Below are 17,482 nucleotides of genomic sequence, written 5' to 3'. Positions count from 1 at the left end.
GTTGACGATCCCGGTGCTCGGCGTCGAGGGACGGGCGGAGGATCGGATGCGGCTGCGCGATGTCGGGTTCACCCCCGCGGACGTCGAGGTCTACCTGCGCCTGCGGTGCGACCCGGTGATGATGGCCGAACTCGGCGGCCCGCTGCCGCGCGCGGGCATCGCCGCCAAGGTCGAGCGTGACGCGCGCGACGCGGCGGCCGACCGCGCGTGGATCAAGATGATCATCCCGGACGAGACCCGCCCCGAGGTGGTGGCCGGCACGGTCGTCCTGTGGACCCACGAGAACCACGGCACGGACACGGGCGCCGACGCGGGTCGCGGCGGCGGCGCGGACGGGGGCGACGCGGGCGGGGGCGGGCCGTTCAGCGAGATCGGCTGGATGGTGCTGCCCGCCTTCCAGGGCCGCCATCTGGCCACACTGGCCGCCGGCGCGCTGCTCGACCTCGCCCGCGCCGACGGCCGCTGGGGCCTGGTGCACGCCTACCCCGCGGTGACCAACGGCCCCTCCAACGGGATCTGCCGCGCGCTCGGTTTCACCCGCCACGAGACCCTCACGGTGCCCTTCGCCGGCCGGGCGCTGCGCGCCAACCACTGGAGCATCGACCTGAGGTGACCCGCCGCCGGTGCCACCGCCGCACGCCCAGCGAGGCGGCGCGCCAAGGCGGTTGCGCGGCATCGGATATCGTCGACGCCATGACGGCCGCCATCGCCCACAGCACCGACGACGTCACGGTGGGAACGCTGCTGCGCGGCTGGCGGCAGCGCCGAGGCATCAGCCAGCTCGAACTGGCCCTCAAGGCCGACAGTTCGGCCCGGCACATCAGCTTCATCGAGACCGGGCGCGCCAAGCCCAGCCAGGCCATGGTGCTGCGGCTGGCCGAGCACCTCAAGGTCCCGGTACGCGAGCGCAACACCCTGCTCCTCGCGGCGGGTTACGCACCCGCCTTCCGGCAGACCCCGCTGGGGGACCCGGCGATGCGCGCGCCGCGCACCGCGCTGGAGAGCCTGCTGGCGGCCCACGAGCCCAATCCCGCCCTGGTCATGGACGCCGGCTACGACATCGTCAGCGCCAACCGCGGGATCCAACTGCTGCTGGACGAGGTGCCCGGGCACCTGCTGCGGCCCACGATGAACGCCATGCGGCTCACCCTGCACCCCCAGGGCCTGGCACCACGCATCCGCAACCTGGCCCAGTGGCGCGGTCACCTGCTGGAACGGATCCAGGACCAGCTCACGATGCGCCCCCTGCCCGCGCTGCGTGCGCTGTACGAGGAGGTCGCGGCCTACCCGATGCCCGACAGCACCCCGGACGGCGCCGGCCACGGGCACCCACGGCCGGACCAGGCGCCGACCGCGGCCGAGGCCTACCGCTACGCGCTGCCGCTCAGGATCGAGGTGAACGGACAGGTCCTGTCCTTCCTCTCCGCGGCGACCACCTTCAACACCCCGACGGACGTGACCGTCAGCGAGCTGGCGATCGAGACGTTCCTGCCCGCCGACACGCGGACCGCCCGGGCCCTTCGGACCCTCGCACGCACCTGAACACGAACGCGAACGTGGGTGTGAGCGTGGGCGTGGGCGTGGCTGGTCAAGGGGCCCGGGGGGCCGGGCTGTCAGGCCCCGGGGACGCGGTCCAGGAAGCCGGCGACGGAGCGGATGCGGCCGTCCTCGGCCAGGGTGACCACGTCGAAGCCGGCCGCCGGCGCCGAGCCGTCCGCCCCGCTGGTCAGGTCCCAGGTGAAGCGCAGCAGGTCGTGGTGGCCGTCGGGGGTGCCGGTGGGCGTGAACTCGAAGCCCTGGAAACGCTGCTGGGCACCGCTGATCACGGCGACCAGGCCCTCGTGCCCCGCCACCTCGGCCAGCGGGTCGGTGTAGGTGGCGTCCTCGGTGAAGGCGGCGGCCACGGCCTTCACCCGGTCCGTGTGCGTCCGGGCGTTCCAGGCGGCGAAGTAGCGCTGGACGGCGATCTCGTAGCGGGACAAGGCGGGTTCCTCTCGTCGTCTTCGGTGCGTTCTCGTGACGCGTGGACGGTGCGTCCACGCGCCCGCCCGTGCCGCGCGAGGAGCGGGGGCGCACACGGCACGGCCCTTGGCGCCGCGGGCCCGCGCACCGGGCACCGGCCTGCGACACCCCGACGATGCCGCACCCACGACAGCGACGTCGATGACCGGCGAGGTAATCGCCCACGCCCCCACGACGAACTCCACCCACCACCCGGGACCACCCGACACCGACCGAGACCGACCAGGACCACCCGAGGCCACCCGAGGCCGCCCGGGACCGCCCGGGCCGGGTCAGCTGGTGAAGGTCAGCCGGTGAAGGCGGCCAGGCCGTTGGGGGTGCCCAGGCCCGTCGGGCCGTCGTAGCCCTTGCCGGCGGTGCAGAGGTAGGCCGGCGTGCAGGTCGCGGTGGCACCGCTGGTCACGTCGTTGAGAGCACCGGGACGCGCGTACGGGTCGGCGGCCGGATAGGCGGCGGTGGGGGTACCGGCGTCCGCGTAGACACCCGCGATGATCGGGGCGGCGACACTCGTGCCGCCGTACACGTTCCACCCGGAGCCGCCGAACGTCTGGTAGACCGCGACCCCGGTGGCCGGATCGGCGACCGCCGCGACATCGGCGACGGTACGCCCCGCACAACCGGCGTCCTTCTGCCAGCCGGGCTTGGCCTCGATGGTCGAACAGCCGGACCCGGCACCGTCGGTGGCGTCCGTGGACCACGCCTTCTCACTCCAACCACGCCCACCGGAAGCCTTCTTGAGAGCGGTACCACCGACCGCGGTGACATAACGCGAAGCCGCCGGGTACTCGACACCGAAACCGGAGTCACCGGAACTGGCGGTGATCGCGACACCCGGGTGGTTGTAGTACCTCTCGTCGAACGTGGTGTCCCCGGCGGACTCGGGACCGCCGTAGCTGTTGGAGACGAACTTCGCACCCGACCTGACCGCCTCGTTCACCGAACTGCCCAGGTTGTCCGTGCTGGCGCTGTCCGCCTCGACCAGCAGGATGTGCGCCTTCGGAGCGATCGCCGAGACCATGTCGAGATCGAGGGAGATCTCCCCCGCCCAGCCCGGGTTGTCGGCGGGCAACGCGCCGCCGCTGCCACGCTGGCCGACCTTGGTGAAACAACCATCGGCGCTGGTGCAGGCCGGCAGGCCGAACTGCGAGCGGTAGACGGCCAGATCGGACTCGGCACTGGGATCGTTGTAGGCGTCCACGATCGCCACCGTCTGGCCCGCGCCGCCATCCGCGGGCAACTCGTAGGCACTGCGCAGGTCGCCGGGGCCATAACCGGCGGGTGCCGCACCTCGGGCGACACCGAGCGCACCGACGTGCTCGACGGTGTTGGTCACCCGCAGCGCGTTACAGACCATGGTGTCCCCGGGAGCCGGTGTGCCACAGGAGTTGACCCACGTGGTCCCGGCCGCGGCCGGCGCCCGAACACCGTCCTCGCTCGCGCTGGCCTGCCCGATGAGCAGCGGCGTCACGGTCGCCGCCAGCACGGTGGTGGCGGCCGCGATGGCTATCTTGGTGGACCTGCGCTTGATCCGGCGGTGCTGGGTCATGGTCGTTCTCCCACGGGCGGCTGGGGACAGGGCAGTTGGACGGCGGCCCGCCGCCCCCCGGCGTGCGGGCCGCCGAGCACGAACCTACGGCCTGCCACCAGCCCGACGGGCCGGACAGGCCACAACTTCAAGATCCCCTAAGGAACACCTCACACCCCGCTTCACCAGGAAGCCGGGGGTGCGCCAGGAGTCGTCCCCGCACCGCCAGCACAGACCCCACCCGCGGTCCGCTCCACCGGTAGTGGAGCAGACCCCGGACAGTGCCGGCTCAACGGTGGTGGAGCAGACCGCGGACGAAGGCGGCCTGACCGGCGTGCTGGAGATCGTCCGAGATGACGCTGACCAGCCGCACCCCCATCGTCACCGGCGGGCTCCACCTCTCGTCGACGATCCGCGCCAGATCGGCGACGCGCAGCCGGCGCAGGAAGCCCACGGTCGCCTCGTGGACCGCGTCGTGGTAACCCGTCAAAAGCTCGGCCGGCGCGCGCACGGCGGCGACCTGCCTGGCGCCGTGCCCGTAGCCGGTGGCGTGGACGGCGAAGGGCAACGCGAAGCGCTCCGCCCAGCCCTTCGCGGTCCAGACCTGCTCGCCGCCGGCCAGGTCCGCCACGTGATCGTCCTGGACCCGGGTCAGGTGCCACACCAGCCAGGCGATGGTGTTGGCCCTGGCATCCACCCGCGCGGCCAGCTCCTCCACGCCCAGGCCGTCGACAACCTCATGGACGCCCTCCCGGATCCGGCCGAAGGCGTCGGCCAGCAGATCGGCGGCACTGTTCACACGGAGCTCCTCACGAACGGGCACAACACACGCGCGCAACGCACGCACGGAGCGGACACGCGGAGCGGACACGCGGAGCGGACACGCGGAGCGGAACGGACGGGCCGGCGGGGCCGGCGGTTCAGTGCGCGGTGGCGGACCGTTCCAGGACCAGGACGGGGATCTGCCGTTGGGTCTTCTTCTGGTACTCCGCGTAGTCGGGGAACGCCTCGATGGCGCGCGCCCACCACAGCTCCTTCTCCTCCCCCGCCACCTCACGGGCCCTCATGTCCCGGCGCACCGGCCCGTCCTGGAGCTCGACACGGGGATCGGCGAGCACGTTGTGGTACCAGACCGGGTGGGTGGGGGCACCGCCGAGGGAGGCGATGACGGCGTAGGTGCCCTCGTGCTCCACCCGCATGAGCGGCGTCTTGCGGATCTTGCCGGTCTTCGCGCCCCGGGTGGTGAGCAGGACGACCGGCAGGCCCCGCATGGTCGTTCCCTCCTTGCCACCGGAGGACTCGTACAGTTCGACCTGGTCACGCACCCACTGCTGCGGGCTGGGCTCGTACTCACCGTTCAAAGGCATGCTCTGTTCCCGTCCTGTCCTGCTCGTCGAGGTCCTGCCGGGCCAACCGCTCCAACGTCAACCACCGCACCCGCTGCCACTGCTCCGGCCACTTCGGCCGGGCCGCGCTACCGGGTGGCCGCCCGCACGTCGGTGGACTTGAGGAACGCCAGGCGGTGGTTGAAGCGGATCGGGTAGTAGGTGTCCTTGCCCACCACCAGGGTGCGGTCATTCGGCGCGTCCCCGTTGATGTTCTGGTCGTAGAAGTAGTCGGCCGGCTCGGGGGTGTCATCGACGGCGAGATACCCCTGCCCGGCCGACACGGTCGCCCGCAGGGACACCACCGGCAACGGTGTGATGGCCGGGTAGGGGGCGTAGGCGGCGGCCTCGGGATAGGCGCGCCCGTACACCGGGATCGTGGCCAGGCCCGAGCGCGGGGTCAACACCGTCGTGGGCGCCACCTCACCGGCGCCGGCCAGGACACCGGCGCCAGCCGCGACACCGGCGCCAGCGAGGACACCGGTGGCGGCCGCCAGCGGCGAGCCGGTGACGCGCCCGTCGCTGCGCGCCGCCGAGCCGTTCGGGTTGGCGAACCAACACTTCTGACCGTCGTACCAGATCGCCGTCCAGTCACCCTGCTGGTCGGCCACGACGTAACGGGCACCGGTGACGGCCTTGTCACTCCAGTCGTCGGCGGCCGTCGTGGCGTTGTTGATCAGCGGGGCGTCCGGGGCGGGCCGGGTGCGCAGGTAGACGAAGTTCTCGGGACGGGAGGCCACCTCGCTGACGGGAGGTTCGTTACCGGCGTCGAAGGGCGGAGCGATGGTCACGGTGTCACCGGGCCGCGGCGGCGCGGTGGTGCCGGCACCCAACGGGGCCCGCAGCAACTCCAGGTAGTGGGCCCAGTCCCAGAAGGTACCGGGATCCCAGTGCATACCGGCCACGGCGTCCTGGGTCGGGCCGGGAACATCGTCGTGCCCGATGATGTGCTGACGGTCCAACGGGATCGCGAACCGGCCGGCGAGGTAGCGCACCAGCGCCGCCGAGGACTCGTACAACTGCTCGGAGTACCAGGTCGGGCGATCGGTGGGCACGGCGAAACCCTCGTGCTCGATACCGATGCTGTGCATGTTGATGCTCTTGTTACCGGCGTGCCAGGCGATGTCCCGGGTGTGCACCAACTGCGTGACGTGACCATCCCCGGCACGCACCAGGTAGTGCGCGGTCGCCTGCTCGTGCGGATCCTGGAAGGACGCGATCGCACCCGCGTAATCACTCTCGGTGTCATGAATGACCAGGTAACGGATCCGCTGACCGTCCTCGGGACGATGAGCCGGGTTGTAGTTGCCATAGGACGTCGGATCGTCAGGATCGGTCAGCGCATACGCGGCAGGGACGAAGTCACAGCCCAGATCAGCCGGACACTCCGGGACCTCGGCCGACGACGACACGAGCGGGAACGGCTCGGGCACGACGAGACCCGCCACCTTCGGCAGGGTCAGCCACTGCCCCTCCCCGGTCCACCGCGAGACCCCCGCACGCAAGGTGGCATAGACACGATCAGCGAAGAGACGACCAGCCGCACCGGCCGCACCCGACGCACCCGACGCGCCGGTCGCGCCCGCCTGGCCAAAACGGGCGACGGCCGCGTACCAGCGAGCGGGGTCACCGGCACCCACCGCACCGCTCTGCCGCTGGTAGGAAGCCAGCAGAGCCGCACCGCCACGGATGTTCTGCTCGCTGTCGACACGCAGCTGGGCGGCCGGACGGTGGATCAGGTCCGCGGCGACCTGCAGGGTGTGCAAGGCCGGGGAGTCGACGACCCGCGGCCGGGAAACAGCCACGTGAACGGGATCGGCGAGATGGGCGGGGTGGGGCCGGTCCTCACCGCGCGGCCCGCCCGCCAGGCCACCGCTGGCACCCTGCCCGGCGGCGTGACGGGCGGCGTTCTCAGCGGCGACGTCGACCTGGGTCAGTCCCAGCACACCGTAGTTACCGGTGGTACTGGGCGCGCCCTGGTGGGACTCCCAGCGGGACTCCTGGTAGGCCAGGGCCAGCAGCAGGCCACGCGGGACACCGAACTCGTCAGCGGCCGCCGCGAACTGGCCTTGCAGGACCCGCGCGCCGGCCGGGACACCGCGCGCGGTGATGCCGTCGTCAGGCCGGGCCCGCGCGGCGGGCACGGCCAAGGCACCCACGCAGACGGTCGCGCAGGCCGTGGCCAGAGCGAGCAGACCAGCCCCCGACGACCGCCCCCACCGGCCCGACGACCGCCCCCACCGGCCCAACGGCCACACCCACCGGCCCGACGACCGCACCCACCGGCCCGACGACCGCACCCGGCGATCCGGCGGCCGTACCCGGCGATCCGCCGGGGGGTGCGGGGCAACCGGGCCGGTGGGTGCGGCGGGCGCCGGTGACGGGGCCGGGCGCAAGGTGTCGGCAGCGGGGATCAGAGCCATTCCACGGTTGTAACGTGTCTGACGTCAGATCACCCGACGTGACACTCACCCGATCGGGGCGCGCCCCTGGCCACCACCCCGGCACGGCGGCGGGCACCCGACGTCGACCGGCCCAGCCCGGGGCCGATCGACGTCGGGTACCGGCAGGCTCCGGGGCCCGCCCCCGCCCACGACCGCCGGCCCCGGCCCGGACAGGCCCTCACCCACACAGAGCAAGGAGACGCGCAGTGGCCCCAGCCGACGTCACCGCCGATCACCCACACGCCCCACGCAGCGACGCCGAACTATGGCTCCTCCTGGGAACCGGGCTGAGCGGCCGGCGGATCTTCGGCGAGCTGACCGCCGCCTTCGACCAGGCCTTCGGCCACCGCTACACCGTCGTGAGCACCGAAGACCTCCTACTGGGCGTGCAGGGCGGCCGCCTGACCCTGCACGACCTCACCGGACGTCCACTGAACGCGCCGAAAGTCGCCTACGCCCGGCTCTCCAGCCCACGCGTGAGCACCGACCGGGAAATCACCGTGCTACGCCACCTACGCGCCATGGGCACCGACCTCCTCAACCCCGTCGAAGCGGTACTGGCCTGCGTGAACAAGTTCTGGCAGCTACAACAACTCGCCGTCGCCGGGCTACCCGTCCCCGACACCCGCAGCTACGCCGACGCCCCCCTGAGCGAAGTCCTACGCGCCGGCGTCCCCGAACCCTGCGTCGTCAAAGCCGTCCGCGGCCAACGCGGCCAACAGGTCTTCCTCGCCCCCGACGCCGCCCTCCTCCACGCCATCCACGGCAACCTACGCCCCGACACCCCCTACCTGTTCCAACGGTACGTGGCACACTCACACGGCCGCGACCTGCGCGTGGTCGTCGTCGACGGCCAAGCGGTGGCCGCACAGATCCGCACCGCCCACAACGGCGACATGCGCTCCAACCTCGCCCAAGGCGGCACCGCCGACCTCTGCCTGGGCCGCTACCCCGCCGGCGAAACACTGGCCATCCAGGCCGCCAAAGCCCTCGGACTGGGCGTAGCCGGCATCGACCTCCTGTTCGAACAAGACGGAAGCTTCACGATCTGCGAGGTCAACGTCAACGTCGGCTGGCGTGAACGCATGACCAAGGTCACCCCCGCCATCGTGACCGCCTGCCAAACCCGCCTCGACACACACACCTGAAACCCACCCCCAACCCCCAACCCCCAACCGCCGGCCAGCGGCCAGCCGCCGGCAACCGGCAACCGGCAACCGGCAACCGGCAACCGGCAACCGGCAACCGGCAACCGGACCAGCCCCCCACCCCGCCCTCCAACCCCCTCCAACCACCAGCCCCGGGGACGGAGCCATCCCCCCCCCCGGCCACCAGAGCCGGGCGACGGCGGTGCCCCCGGCCGCCCGGCCGCCGCGCGTCACGGGACCACCCCCATGGGACCGTGTTCACGAGTTCAAGTTCCAGCCCGACCTCCGTGGGCCGCACACGGTCAGCGCTGACCGGCCACGCACCACCGGTACCGGCCGCGGACCGCCCCGGCACGCCCCGCCCCGAACCACCGGCCCTGTCCCGAACCACCGGCCCTGTCCCCCGTGTTCAGCTCACCATGGTCCCCGGCGTTCAACTCACCGCGGCCCCCGCTCCTCAGCCCGCCGTGGCCGCGCGCGCCACCACCCGCAGGTACCGTTCGATCGCCAGATGCTGCAGCACCACCGCCACCGGCCGACCGAGCCGCGCGTACCAGGCCGCCAGCCGTGAGAACGCGGTCACCTCGAACCACACCTCGCCACCGGCGTCCATGCTCACCACGAAGGACTCCTCGCCGCACTCCGGATGCCCAGGCAGCGTGCCGTACGCGAAACCGACCCGGTCACACTCCTCCACGGTCCACACCACCCGACACGGAATCACCAACCGCGGCAGCCGCAACCCGGGCAGACCGACCCGCAGCAGCACCGTGACACCAGCCGCGATCCGCGCCGGCGGCGGGTAGAGCGCGAAACCCGAACCCAACTGGGCTCCCCAGCCGAGCACATACGCACCCGCACGCTCCAGCACCACGGGCCCGTGACCGAGATGGACCCGGCGACGAAGCCAGCGGTAGCCCGACGGCAACGCCGCCAACCCGGTGGCACCGACCTCCCGATAGCTGAGCACGGCGGCACAGGCAGCGAGGTAACGGCGGCACAGGACATTCGACGACACCCGACAGTTGTACAACCACCAGTGAAGCCCCACCAAACACAGACCACCCAACCAACCACCACCAACCGCTGAGTAGGCCCGGAGCGCGGTGCCGAGATTGCTCCCGGTCCGTTTCTCCGGACCTCTCGCCGAACCCGCCGTGCGCCTCTCAACGCAACGGGCTCTCCACGGTCTCTGCCGTCAGGCGGGGGTTCGCAGGCTGCCATGGGCTGGGGATTGCGCTCGCCCGGTATCGGTAACGGCTGACCGTGACCGATGCGATCCGGAGGAGCTCGATCCCGTTCGCCGCGATCGGTCGCCACTTCCCGTCAGGGGTGGTGAACCGGCGGCGGACATCGCCCCAACTCCAGTGGTGGCGTTCCCGCAGCATGCGGATCAGACGCCACCATACGAAGCCGTCGAGCATGTCGAAGACATGCTTGGCGACCGCGTGCTTGAAGTAGTTGGCCCAACCGCGCATGATCTGAGTGAGTCTGATCAGCACGGCAGCAAGGTCCTGCTGCGATGTCCTGCGTGTCAGAGCACGGATCTTCTCCTTCAACGACCGGATGGGCCGGTCGGCGACGAAGGTGTAGACGTGCCAGGTGTTCGTCCCTCTCTTGCGCCTCCGCAGGATGCGGAAGCCCAGGAAGTCGAATCCTTCGCTGATGTGCACGATTCGGGTCTTGGCTGGTGACAGCCTCAACCCCAACGGTTCGAGCACACCTGCGACTTCCTCGTGCAGTGCCGCGGTGTCGGCCTCGGTGCCGTGCACCAGGACGACGAAGTCGTCCGCGTAGCGGACGACCCGCCACGTCGGTCGACCCTTGCGGCGCCGGTAGGCGCGTTTGCCTTCGGTGGCCATGGCCCCGCCCGGCTCCCACGGCTCGTGGAGATGCTCATCGAGCACCGACAGAGCGATGTTCGCCAGCAGCGGGGACAAGATGCCGCCTTGCGGAGTACCGGTCAAAGTCGCCTTGCTCTCGCCGAGTTCGGTAAGAATCCCGGCCTTGAGGAACGCCTTGACCAGCGTCAGGACGCGCTTGTCTCTCACCCGCTTTCGCACCCGGTCCATGAGGGCCGTGTGGTCGATCGAGTCGAAGCACGCCTCGATGTCCGCGTCCAGCACCCAGGAGTATCCCCGGGTGGTGAAGTAGTGGATCTCGGCGATCGCGTCCTGGGCCCGCCGTCGGGGCCGGAACCCGTAGGAGACCGGCTTGAAGTCGGCCTCGAAGATCGGTTCCAGCACCAGCTTCAGCGCCGCCTGAACGACCCGGTCCGCAATCGTCGGAATCCCGAGCTTGCGGACCTTCCCCGAGCCGCCCGGCTTGGGGATGCCGCGTTCCCGCACCGGCAACGGTCGGAACGAGCCCTCCTTGAGGGCGGTCCGCAGGTCGTTCAGGAACCCGGGAACACCGATGCTCTCCTCGACGTCGGCAGCTGTCAGGCCGTCGACGCCAGATGACCGGGCGCCCCGGTTGCCCGCGACCCGGTCGAACGCCGCGATCGGCGTCGCCGGGTCGTGCACAAGGTTGAACAGGTCATCGAACCGGCGGCCGGAATCGGCCACCGCCCAATGGTGAAGCTTGGCCTGCATCTCCAGTACCCGGACCCGAGGGCCCGGAGCTCCGCCGTTCGGCAGGGCGTCTTCCGGCATTGCAGCGTCCTTCCCTTCTCGATACCGCTGCCGCCCTTCCCCATGCGGCCGGCTTTCCCGGCCTCGGAGTACTACGGCGGCTCCGCCCCGTCCCAGACCGATCGGTGGTCGGTGCACCCAGCCCCAACTACCCGCTGGCGTCAGGCAGTCAGGGCAAGATCCGGGACGGTTCCCGTGTTCACTGTGGTTCGCTCGACGGAGTAGGAGCCCGGCTGTGTCCCTGCGGCATCGCCACGAGTACGCCGCAGACATTCCTCGTGGCCTCCCGGGCAGCTTTCGTATACCGCCCCAGGAGTTAGCAGTTCACCCAAACGGATGACCCGCGTGCGCACCGCTCCCGGCCCTGATCCACCAGGTTCGAGCCGGTGTCCCATTAAGAGACGTAAACACCGGTTCCTCTCGTACTCCTCTCCATCACGCTCGCCGGACCCGCGCCATCTGGCAGTACTGGCCTCGTCCCGGCTTTGTCAGGGCCGCTCCCACCCTCCCCGGCACCACCCGGATCAGGCTGCCCTCAGCTTCAACCCCACTGCTGCGACAGGGGATTGGTGCAGGTCTTCCACCTCCACTCGAACCAACAGCGCCTCACGGCGCAAACGAAAGACAGGCCAACACCCGGCCCCAGACGACGTTCACCCACAACCCCGAACAGGATCCAAACCCAACCGCTGGGCCTCGACTTGGTCGGCGTCGACCAGCACCAACTCGTTGCCGTAGGGCGCACGACGCACCACGTCGTGCAGACGCGGCACAGGCCCCGGCTCGACCGGACGGAACCCGCTCTTGTTCACCACCGTGACCACACCACTCGACGCGGCAACCTCCTGCGCGACGGCCCGCGCGACCACGGCGGTGTCCACCGGACGGACCAGCCACCAGCCACCGGCCCCCGACCGATCCGAGCGGAGCCTGGAGCCGCTCCAGCGCCACCGCTGCATCCTCCAGCAGCGGCGCCACCCCAGCCGGTACCTCCCCGGCCGGCGGGAACACACCGGACCCGGCGGCCGACCGGCTGTCAGAGGCGACTGCCAGGCTGGCGGTCATGGACGACCACGCCTTGTGGGGCAGCCCCGCCGACGGGGCACTGGCACTACTGCTGAAGACCGGGTGGATCGACGTCCACCCGGGCACCCCGCGGATCGAGGAGTCCCTCTTCGGCCGCGCCTTCCCGGGCCGTCGCTCTGGACGACCAGCCGATCACGGGCTTCCTGATCGAGGTCTCCAGCATCCGCGGCGCCACCACGACCTCCTGCTGACGCGGGCCCGCCTGTTCGACGTGGGCCCGCCTGTTCACGGTCACGGTCAGAGCGTTGTTCGCTGCCCAAAGGTTCTTCGAGGAGATAACTCTTGGGGGGTGTCACCCGTACTCGGCTTCAGCCGGTGGCGGCCGGCCCAGACCTGTTGTTGCGCGGTGGCCGCCGGCGACAGTCGGGCAGGCCCACCTCGGGGACGTCGGCCGGCACCTCGTCCAAGGCCCCGGCCCACTCCTGCTGGGAGCCCTTGAAGGCGATCCGCGGGTTGATCCGGTGCGGCCCGCCAGGGGGCGGGTGAGTCGGCCCGGGCCGTAGAGCTGGGTCGGGCGTGAGCGCCAGTAGTCGTCGACGGTGTGCCGAGATCAGTGAGGCCGGCCCCGAGGCCGCGGAGCTTCGGGCTGCGATCGAGGACGTGTTCGCACGGGCGTGAGACGAAGGCGTTCGTCGAAAGGAAAATGGCCCGTGTTCGTCTGTCGTGTCGATCTGCGGCCGCGCTGTTCGACCTGGGGTGGAGAGGGTCGATAGGCGACCCCCGATCAAGGAGACGAAAGATGGCGAAGTACATGCTGATCATGCGAGGCACGGACGAGTCCGTCGCGAAGATGATGGAGACGCCTTTCGAGGAGATGCTCGAGACAGTGGGCCGGTTCAACGAGGAGCTGATCCGGGCGGGCGTGCTCGTCGCCGCGGAGGGCCTGGACGACCCGTCCCAGGGCGTGGTGGTGGACTTCGGCGGGGAGACCCCGGTGGTCACCGACGGTCCGTACGGCGAGACGAAGGAGCTGTTCGGCGGCTTCTACGTGATCGATGTCGCTTCGAAGGAGGAAGCGGTCGAGTGGGCCAAGCGCCTCCCGGCCTTCCCCGGCTCGAAGTGCGAGGTCCGTCGTGTGCCGGGCATCGAGGAGTTCCCGCAGGACAACGAGTGGATCATCAAGGAGCGGGCGTGGCGCGAGCGGACCGGCCAGATCTGACGCCCGCGGCCGCCGACGGCCCGCCGAGCGCCGAGTCGGCGCGGCGGGCCGTCGAGGCGGTCTGGCGGATCGAGTCGGCGCGGATCGTCGGCGCGCTGGCCCGCTATACCGGGGACTTCGCGCTCGCCGAGGATGTCGCTCAGGAGGCGCTGGCACAGGCACTGGTCGCCTGGTCGCGCGACGGTGCGCCGGCCAGCCCGGTGGGCTGGTTGCTAACGACCGCGCGGCGGCGGGCCATTGACAGCTTCCGTCGCAAGTCCGCGCTCGAGGAGCGGTACGCCATGCTGGCGGGCCAGCTGGCCGATGGCGAGTTCAGCTCGGGCACGGTGGTCGCGCCCGGCCGGTCGGACGATCTGCCGTGGGACCCCGACCGGGTCGATGACGATGTCCTCGCGCTGATGTTCACGGCCTGCCATCCGGTGCTCGCCCCCCAAGCTCGGGTGGCGCTCACGCTGCGCGTGGTGGGCGGCCTGTCCACCGAGGAGATCGCCCGGGCGTTCCTCGTGCCAGTGCCGACCATCCAGGCCCGGATCACCCGGGCGAAGAAGACGCTTGCCGCGGCGCACGTGCCGTTCGAGCTGCCACCGTCCCAGGAACGGCCAGGACGGCTCGGCGGGGTCCTGAGCGTTCTGTACGTGATCTTCACGGAGGGCTCGACGGCGACGACCGGTGACCGCCTGCTGCGACCTGAACTCGCGTACGAGGCGATCCGGCTGACCCGGACGCTGGCCGCGCTGCTGCCCGGTGAGCCGGAGGCGTACGGGCTACTCGCGCTGTTCGAGCTCACCGCCGCGCGCTTTGCCGCGCGTACCGGACCCGATGGGGAGGCGGTACTCCTGGAGGACCAGGACCGGCGCCTGTGGGACCGGCCAGCGATCCGTCGCGCTCTGGCGGCACTCGGCCGGGCCGCAGCCATCGGGCGGGGCCTTGGACCATACGGTCTACAGGCTGCGATCGCCGCCTGCCACGCGACGGCACCCTCGGTGGAGGAGACCGACTGGGAGCGTATCGTGCTCCTGTACGAAGCCCTCGGCCGCGTGGCTCCCTCCCCTGTCGTCGAACTCAACCGGGCCGTGGCCCTCGCGATGGCGAGCGGACCACGACAAGCACTGTCCATGGTGGACGCATTGGTCGCCTCCGGCCACCTGTCGGACTCGTACCTGCTCCCGAGCGTGCGCGGTGAACTACTGGTTCGCCTCGGTCGCACCACCGAGGCCCGAGCCGAGCTGGAACTCGCCGCCCGGCTGTGCCGTAACACCCGCGAACGGTCCGTACTACTGCGCAAGGCGGCGGCGTTGGAGTGATGTCCACCCACCCAACACCACCATCGCGCCCACACCTCAGCCAGCCAGTCGATCGACATCGCGGTGGCCGGTCGAGAACTGGAGACCAGCCCACTGTCCGGAAGCACGGCGACGCCTTCGGCAACTCAGCCACCCACGACATGACCCGACGCCGCCGCACACCACACCAAACCATCACGATCAGACAACGCAAACCCACCGTGGCCTGCGTCTTCGACACCCGCCCGGCCCCACACTCCCCCACGACGTGATCCACCCGCCCGGCGGCCGCAGCGACGGCAGCCTGGTCCGCCCGGGGCCGAGGGCGGAGAACAAGTGGTGCACCGCCTCCCCCATCCGCCCGCCCGAACAGGTCATCGCCGACGCCTTCGACCAGACCGAAGCCCGCGACCCGAAGCACCTGCGACCCTGGGACGTCCTGGTCGACGGCGCCCGCCACCAGCTCGACCTGATCACCACCGAGACCGCCCGACGCGGCGTCACGGTCCACATCCTGCTGGACTTCGTGCACGTCCTCCGAGTACGTCCGGGCCGCCGCCCACGCCTTCCACAAACCCGGCACCCCCAAGGCCGAAGCCCGGGCCGCCGACCACCTGACCGCGATCCTCGCAGGCCACGCCGCCCGCACCGCCCACACCGCCCACACCGCCCACAAGATGACCGCCCAGGCCAACCGCGAGCACCTAACGGCCTCCCGACGCGAGGCCGTCGACGCCTGCCACCGCTACCTGACCGGCCACCTCGACCAGCTCGCTTACGACACCGCCCTCAACAACGGCTGGCCGATCGCCACCGGCGCCGTCGAGGACGCCAGCCGTCACCTGATCGCCGACCGCCTCGAGATCACCGGCGCCCGCTGGGGCCTTCACGGAGCCGAAGCCGTCCTACGACTTCGCACCGTCGTCTCCAACGCCGACCTCGACTCCTACCGGCGCTTCCACGCCGCCCACGAGCACCAGCGGCCCTACCCCACCCCTGACCAGCAGGCCTACAGCCTCACGGCTTGACCGGGGACCGGCTTGCGGCCGGTGGTCGACGGTGACGGAGACGAGCGCGCGAGAAGTCTCCACGCCGATTGACGACCCGCGGCAAGATTGAGCCGTGCCGACCGAGTCAGACAAGATCGAGCTGAGCGAACACGAACTCCGTGAAATCACGGGCTACGCGGCTGATTGCGCGCGCAGAGCGCTGTCGATCTTCGAAAAGGATCTCCCCGCTGACACGCGCCCTCGCGACGCCATCGATGCGGCACACGCCTTCGCCGGGGGCGGCCGGCGCACGGCCGCTCTGCGGCAGAGCGCGTGGGCGGCGTTCAAAGCGGCACAAGAAGCCACCTCACCCGCTGCGGCTGACGCGGCACGAGCGGCCAGCCATGCGGCCGGCGCCGCCTACCTACATCCCCTGGCAAATGCACATCAGGTGAAACACATTCTCGGCGCGGCAGCGCATGCGGCACGAGCAGAAGAGTTGGTATCCGGAGAAGACCCTCGCGCCAGAGCGGGCACCCTCGAATGGGCGCATCATCACGCACCACCAGCGGTCACCGCGGTGCTCAGCCGTCTACCCGCCGCACCTCCCGGAGGCGGCCGCGTGGGAGAGTTCATCCGCGATCTCGACGCCGCCCTCCGCGCCTGAGCGCGATCAAATACCAGAGACCCGCAGAGGGATCCGTCAGCGGAACTTATTGAGGGCCAACGGCCGCCCCACCGAAACGGTCGGCTTCGCTTCCGAACCGGCCCGCAAGCCCACGTGACCACGACACCGCAGCGGACCACTACCTCCCCTCGAAACGAACTGCACCCAGCCCGGTTGCCCCCGGTCGACTCCAGGTCGTCGACACCCCGAGCACCAGGCGCGGCCAAACACCCCGCGGCGAAGACAGGCACAAGACACGAACCGAGAACCCACACACCCAACGCCCCCCACCACCCGGCCGAACACCAACAGGCCCAACGACGGCGAGCAGCAAGCCGGCCCCGCCCGCCACCCCCCACACCACCACAACAGCGAGTCCCCCCACGAACGCCGGCCCCACCACCCAGGCCACCCGGCAAGAACGCCGCCCAGCCCCCGGAACACAATGAGTTCCCACCAACCTCCCCACACAGGCCACCACCACACAACCACACCCCGACCAGCACCACGAAGAACCCGGCACCCGACCACCACAACCCAGCACCCCCACCCGACCACCACAACCCGGCACCCCCACCTCCAGCGGGCACCAATGCCACCCCACGAACAGCGCGACACCCCCTCACCGGCCACACCTCCCCCCAGGCCAGCGCCAAGGAGACAGCACCAGGGGGCCAACGCGCCCGAGCAGGACCCGTCACACCCCCCACGACGGGCCACCCACCCGGCAACACCTACGGGGCAGCGGCACGCGCGTGACCGCCCGCCCCCCGCGCCCTCCTCCCCCGACGCACCACCATCCACCCCAGCCCCAGCCCCAGCCCCGGCGGCAGCCGCGGCGGCCTCCCGCGCCTCGGCCCCGACGGCAGCCTCCCGCGCCTCGCGCACGTCACGGCGCAGCAGAACCACCCAACCCGCCGGCACGAGCGCGGCAAACAACCACCACTGGATCGCATAGAGCAGGCGAACACCCCCTCACCCGCCACACCTCCCCCAGGCCAGCGCCAAGGAGACAGCACCAAGGGGCCAACGCGCCCGAGCAGGACCCGTCACACCCCCCACGACGGGCCACCCACCCGGCAACACCTACGGGGCAGCGGCACGCGCGTGACCGCCCGCCCCGGCGCCCTCCTCCCCCGAC

General features: G+C 71.0%; 15 protein-coding genes and 1 pseudogene. 7 read left to right on the top strand and 9 right to left on the bottom strand.

The window, feature by feature from the left end:
• The first annotated feature begins 46 nt into the window (after nt 1-46).
• Nucleotides 47-613 (top strand): GNAT family N-acetyltransferase, encoded by a 567-nt coding sequence (locus ACIGXM_RS21365; RefSeq protein WP_396563552.1) that lies wholly within the window; start codon nt 47-49, stop codon nt 611-613.
• 80 nt (nt 614-693) lie between these two features.
• A complete protein-coding gene (locus tag ACIGXM_RS21360; RefSeq protein ID WP_396563152.1) occupies nt 694-1,542 on the top strand; it encodes a helix-turn-helix domain-containing protein in 849 nt (282 codons plus the stop codon).
• Between the two features lie 71 nt (nt 1,543-1,613).
• Here the strand turns inward: ACIGXM_RS21360 and ACIGXM_RS21355 are convergent, their stop codons facing one another.
• The 5 genes from ACIGXM_RS21355 to ACIGXM_RS21335 all read right to left on the bottom strand — a co-directional run bounded on the left by ACIGXM_RS21355 (nt 1,614) and on the right by ACIGXM_RS21335 (nt 7,091).
• Entirely contained in the window at nt 1,614-1,982 is a 369-nt protein-coding gene (locus tag ACIGXM_RS21355) for a nuclear transport factor 2 family protein (RefSeq protein WP_396563150.1), read from the bottom strand.
• Between the two features lie 326 nt (nt 1,983-2,308).
• Complete coding sequence (locus ACIGXM_RS21350; protein ID WP_396563148.1) at nt 2,309-3,568, bottom strand: peptidase S8; 1,260 nt, start codon at nt 3,566-3,568, stop codon at nt 2,309-2,311.
• A 268-nt stretch (nt 3,569-3,836) separates the two neighbouring features.
• A complete protein-coding gene (locus tag ACIGXM_RS21345) occupies nt 3,837-4,346 on the bottom strand; it encodes a DUF664 domain-containing protein (RefSeq protein ID WP_396563146.1) in 510 nt (169 codons plus the stop codon).
• A gap of 121 nt (nt 4,347-4,467) precedes the next feature.
• Nucleotides 4,468-4,914 (bottom strand): nitroreductase family deazaflavin-dependent oxidoreductase, encoded by a 447-nt coding sequence (locus ACIGXM_RS21340; protein WP_396563144.1) that lies wholly within the window; start codon nt 4,912-4,914, stop codon nt 4,468-4,470.
• Between the two features lie 107 nt (nt 4,915-5,021).
• The gene (locus tag ACIGXM_RS21335; RefSeq protein WP_396563142.1) at nt 5,022-7,091 is read right to left on the bottom strand and encodes an N-acetylmuramoyl-L-alanine amidase; all 2,070 of its coding nucleotides are present in this window, start codon (nt 7,089-7,091) and stop codon (nt 5,022-5,024) included.
• Nucleotides 7,092-7,582: 491 nt separating this feature from the next.
• Between ACIGXM_RS21335 and ACIGXM_RS21330 the strand changes: the two genes are divergently transcribed.
• Complete coding sequence (locus tag ACIGXM_RS21330; protein WP_396563141.1) at nt 7,583-8,524, top strand: RimK family alpha-L-glutamate ligase; 942 nt, start codon at nt 7,583-7,585, stop codon at nt 8,522-8,524.
• Between the two features lie 457 nt (nt 8,525-8,981).
• Here ACIGXM_RS21330 and ACIGXM_RS21325 read toward each other — a convergent pair whose 3' ends face one another.
• The 4 genes from ACIGXM_RS21325 to ACIGXM_RS21310 form a co-directional block, all read right to left on the bottom strand.
• Nucleotides 8,982-9,542, bottom strand: coding sequence for a DUF1990 family protein (locus tag ACIGXM_RS21325; RefSeq protein ID WP_396563139.1), 561 nt, complete (start codon nt 9,540-9,542; stop codon nt 8,982-8,984).
• 148 nt (nt 9,543-9,690) lie between these two features.
• Nucleotides 9,691-11,178: a group II intron reverse transcriptase/maturase gene (ltrA, locus tag ACIGXM_RS21320; RefSeq protein ID WP_396563137.1), complete on the bottom strand. Its 1,488-nt coding sequence runs from the start codon at nt 11,176-11,178 to the stop codon at nt 9,691-9,693.
• 632 nt (nt 11,179-11,810) lie between these two features.
• Nucleotides 11,811-12,038 (bottom strand): hypothetical protein, encoded by a 228-nt coding sequence (locus tag ACIGXM_RS21315; protein WP_396563135.1) that lies wholly within the window; start codon nt 12,036-12,038, stop codon nt 11,811-11,813.
• Between the two features lie 230 nt (nt 12,039-12,268).
• Nucleotides 12,269-12,478 carry a hypothetical protein gene (locus ACIGXM_RS21310; protein WP_396563133.1) on the bottom strand — a complete coding sequence of 70 codons (210 nt, stop codon included), beginning with the start codon at nt 12,476-12,478 and terminating at the stop codon, nt 12,269-12,271.
• Nucleotides 12,479-12,982: 504 nt separating this feature from the next.
• On the opposite strand from ACIGXM_RS21310, the gene ACIGXM_RS21305 reads away from it, so the two are divergent.
• The 4 genes and pseudogenes from ACIGXM_RS21305 (at nt 12,983) to ACIGXM_RS21290 (ending at nt 16,341) form a co-directional block, all read left to right on the top strand.
• Entirely contained in the window at nt 12,983-13,402 is a 420-nt protein-coding gene (locus ACIGXM_RS21305) for a YciI family protein (RefSeq protein WP_396563131.1), read from the top strand.
• Nucleotides 13,375-14,706: an RNA polymerase sigma factor gene (locus ACIGXM_RS21300; RefSeq protein ID WP_396563129.1), complete on the top strand. Its 1,332-nt coding sequence runs from the start codon at nt 13,375-13,377 to the stop codon at nt 14,704-14,706. The genes ACIGXM_RS21305 and ACIGXM_RS21300 overlap by 28 nt, the downstream gene beginning before the upstream one ends.
• Nucleotides 14,707-14,888: 182 nt before the next feature.
• Nucleotides 14,889-15,713 (top strand): annotated as a pseudogene (locus ACIGXM_RS21295) (ISKra4 family transposase); the annotation flags it as partial.
• Between the two features lie 94 nt (nt 15,714-15,807).
• Nucleotides 15,808-16,341: a putative immunity protein gene (locus ACIGXM_RS21290; RefSeq protein WP_396563128.1), complete on the top strand. Its 534-nt coding sequence runs from the start codon at nt 15,808-15,810 to the stop codon at nt 16,339-16,341.
• Nucleotides 16,342-17,482: the final 1,141 nt, after the last annotated feature.

Origin of the sequence: Kitasatospora sp. NPDC052896 (genome assembly GCF_044547075.1) — a bacterium.
Lineage (GTDB): Bacteria > Actinomycetota > Actinomycetes > Streptomycetales > Streptomycetaceae > Kitasatospora.
Note: the sequence above shows the minus strand (reverse complement) of the source record. Positions and strands in the feature narration are given on the sequence as shown.

Coding starts and splice junctions, on each gene's coding strand:
- ACIGXM_RS21360 (WP_396563152.1), top strand. CDS start 694: ATGACGGCCGCCATCGCCCACAGCACCGACGACGTCACGGTGGGAACG.
- ACIGXM_RS21340 (WP_396563144.1), bottom strand. CDS start 4,914: ATGCCTTTGAACGGTGAGTACGAGCCCAGCCCGCAGCAGTGGGTGCGT.
- ACIGXM_RS21350 (WP_396563148.1), bottom strand. CDS start 3,568: ATGACCCAGCACCGCCGGATCAAGCGCAGGTCCACCAAGATAGCCATC.
- ACIGXM_RS21365 (WP_396563552.1), top strand. CDS start 47: ATGCGGCTGCGCGATGTCGGGTTCACCCCCGCGGACGTCGAGGTCTAC.
- ACIGXM_RS21305 (WP_396563131.1), top strand. CDS start 12,983: ATGGCGAAGTACATGCTGATCATGCGAGGCACGGACGAGTCCGTCGCG.
- ltrA (WP_396563137.1), bottom strand. CDS start 11,178: ATGCCGGAAGACGCCCTGCCGAACGGCGGAGCTCCGGGCCCTCGGGTC.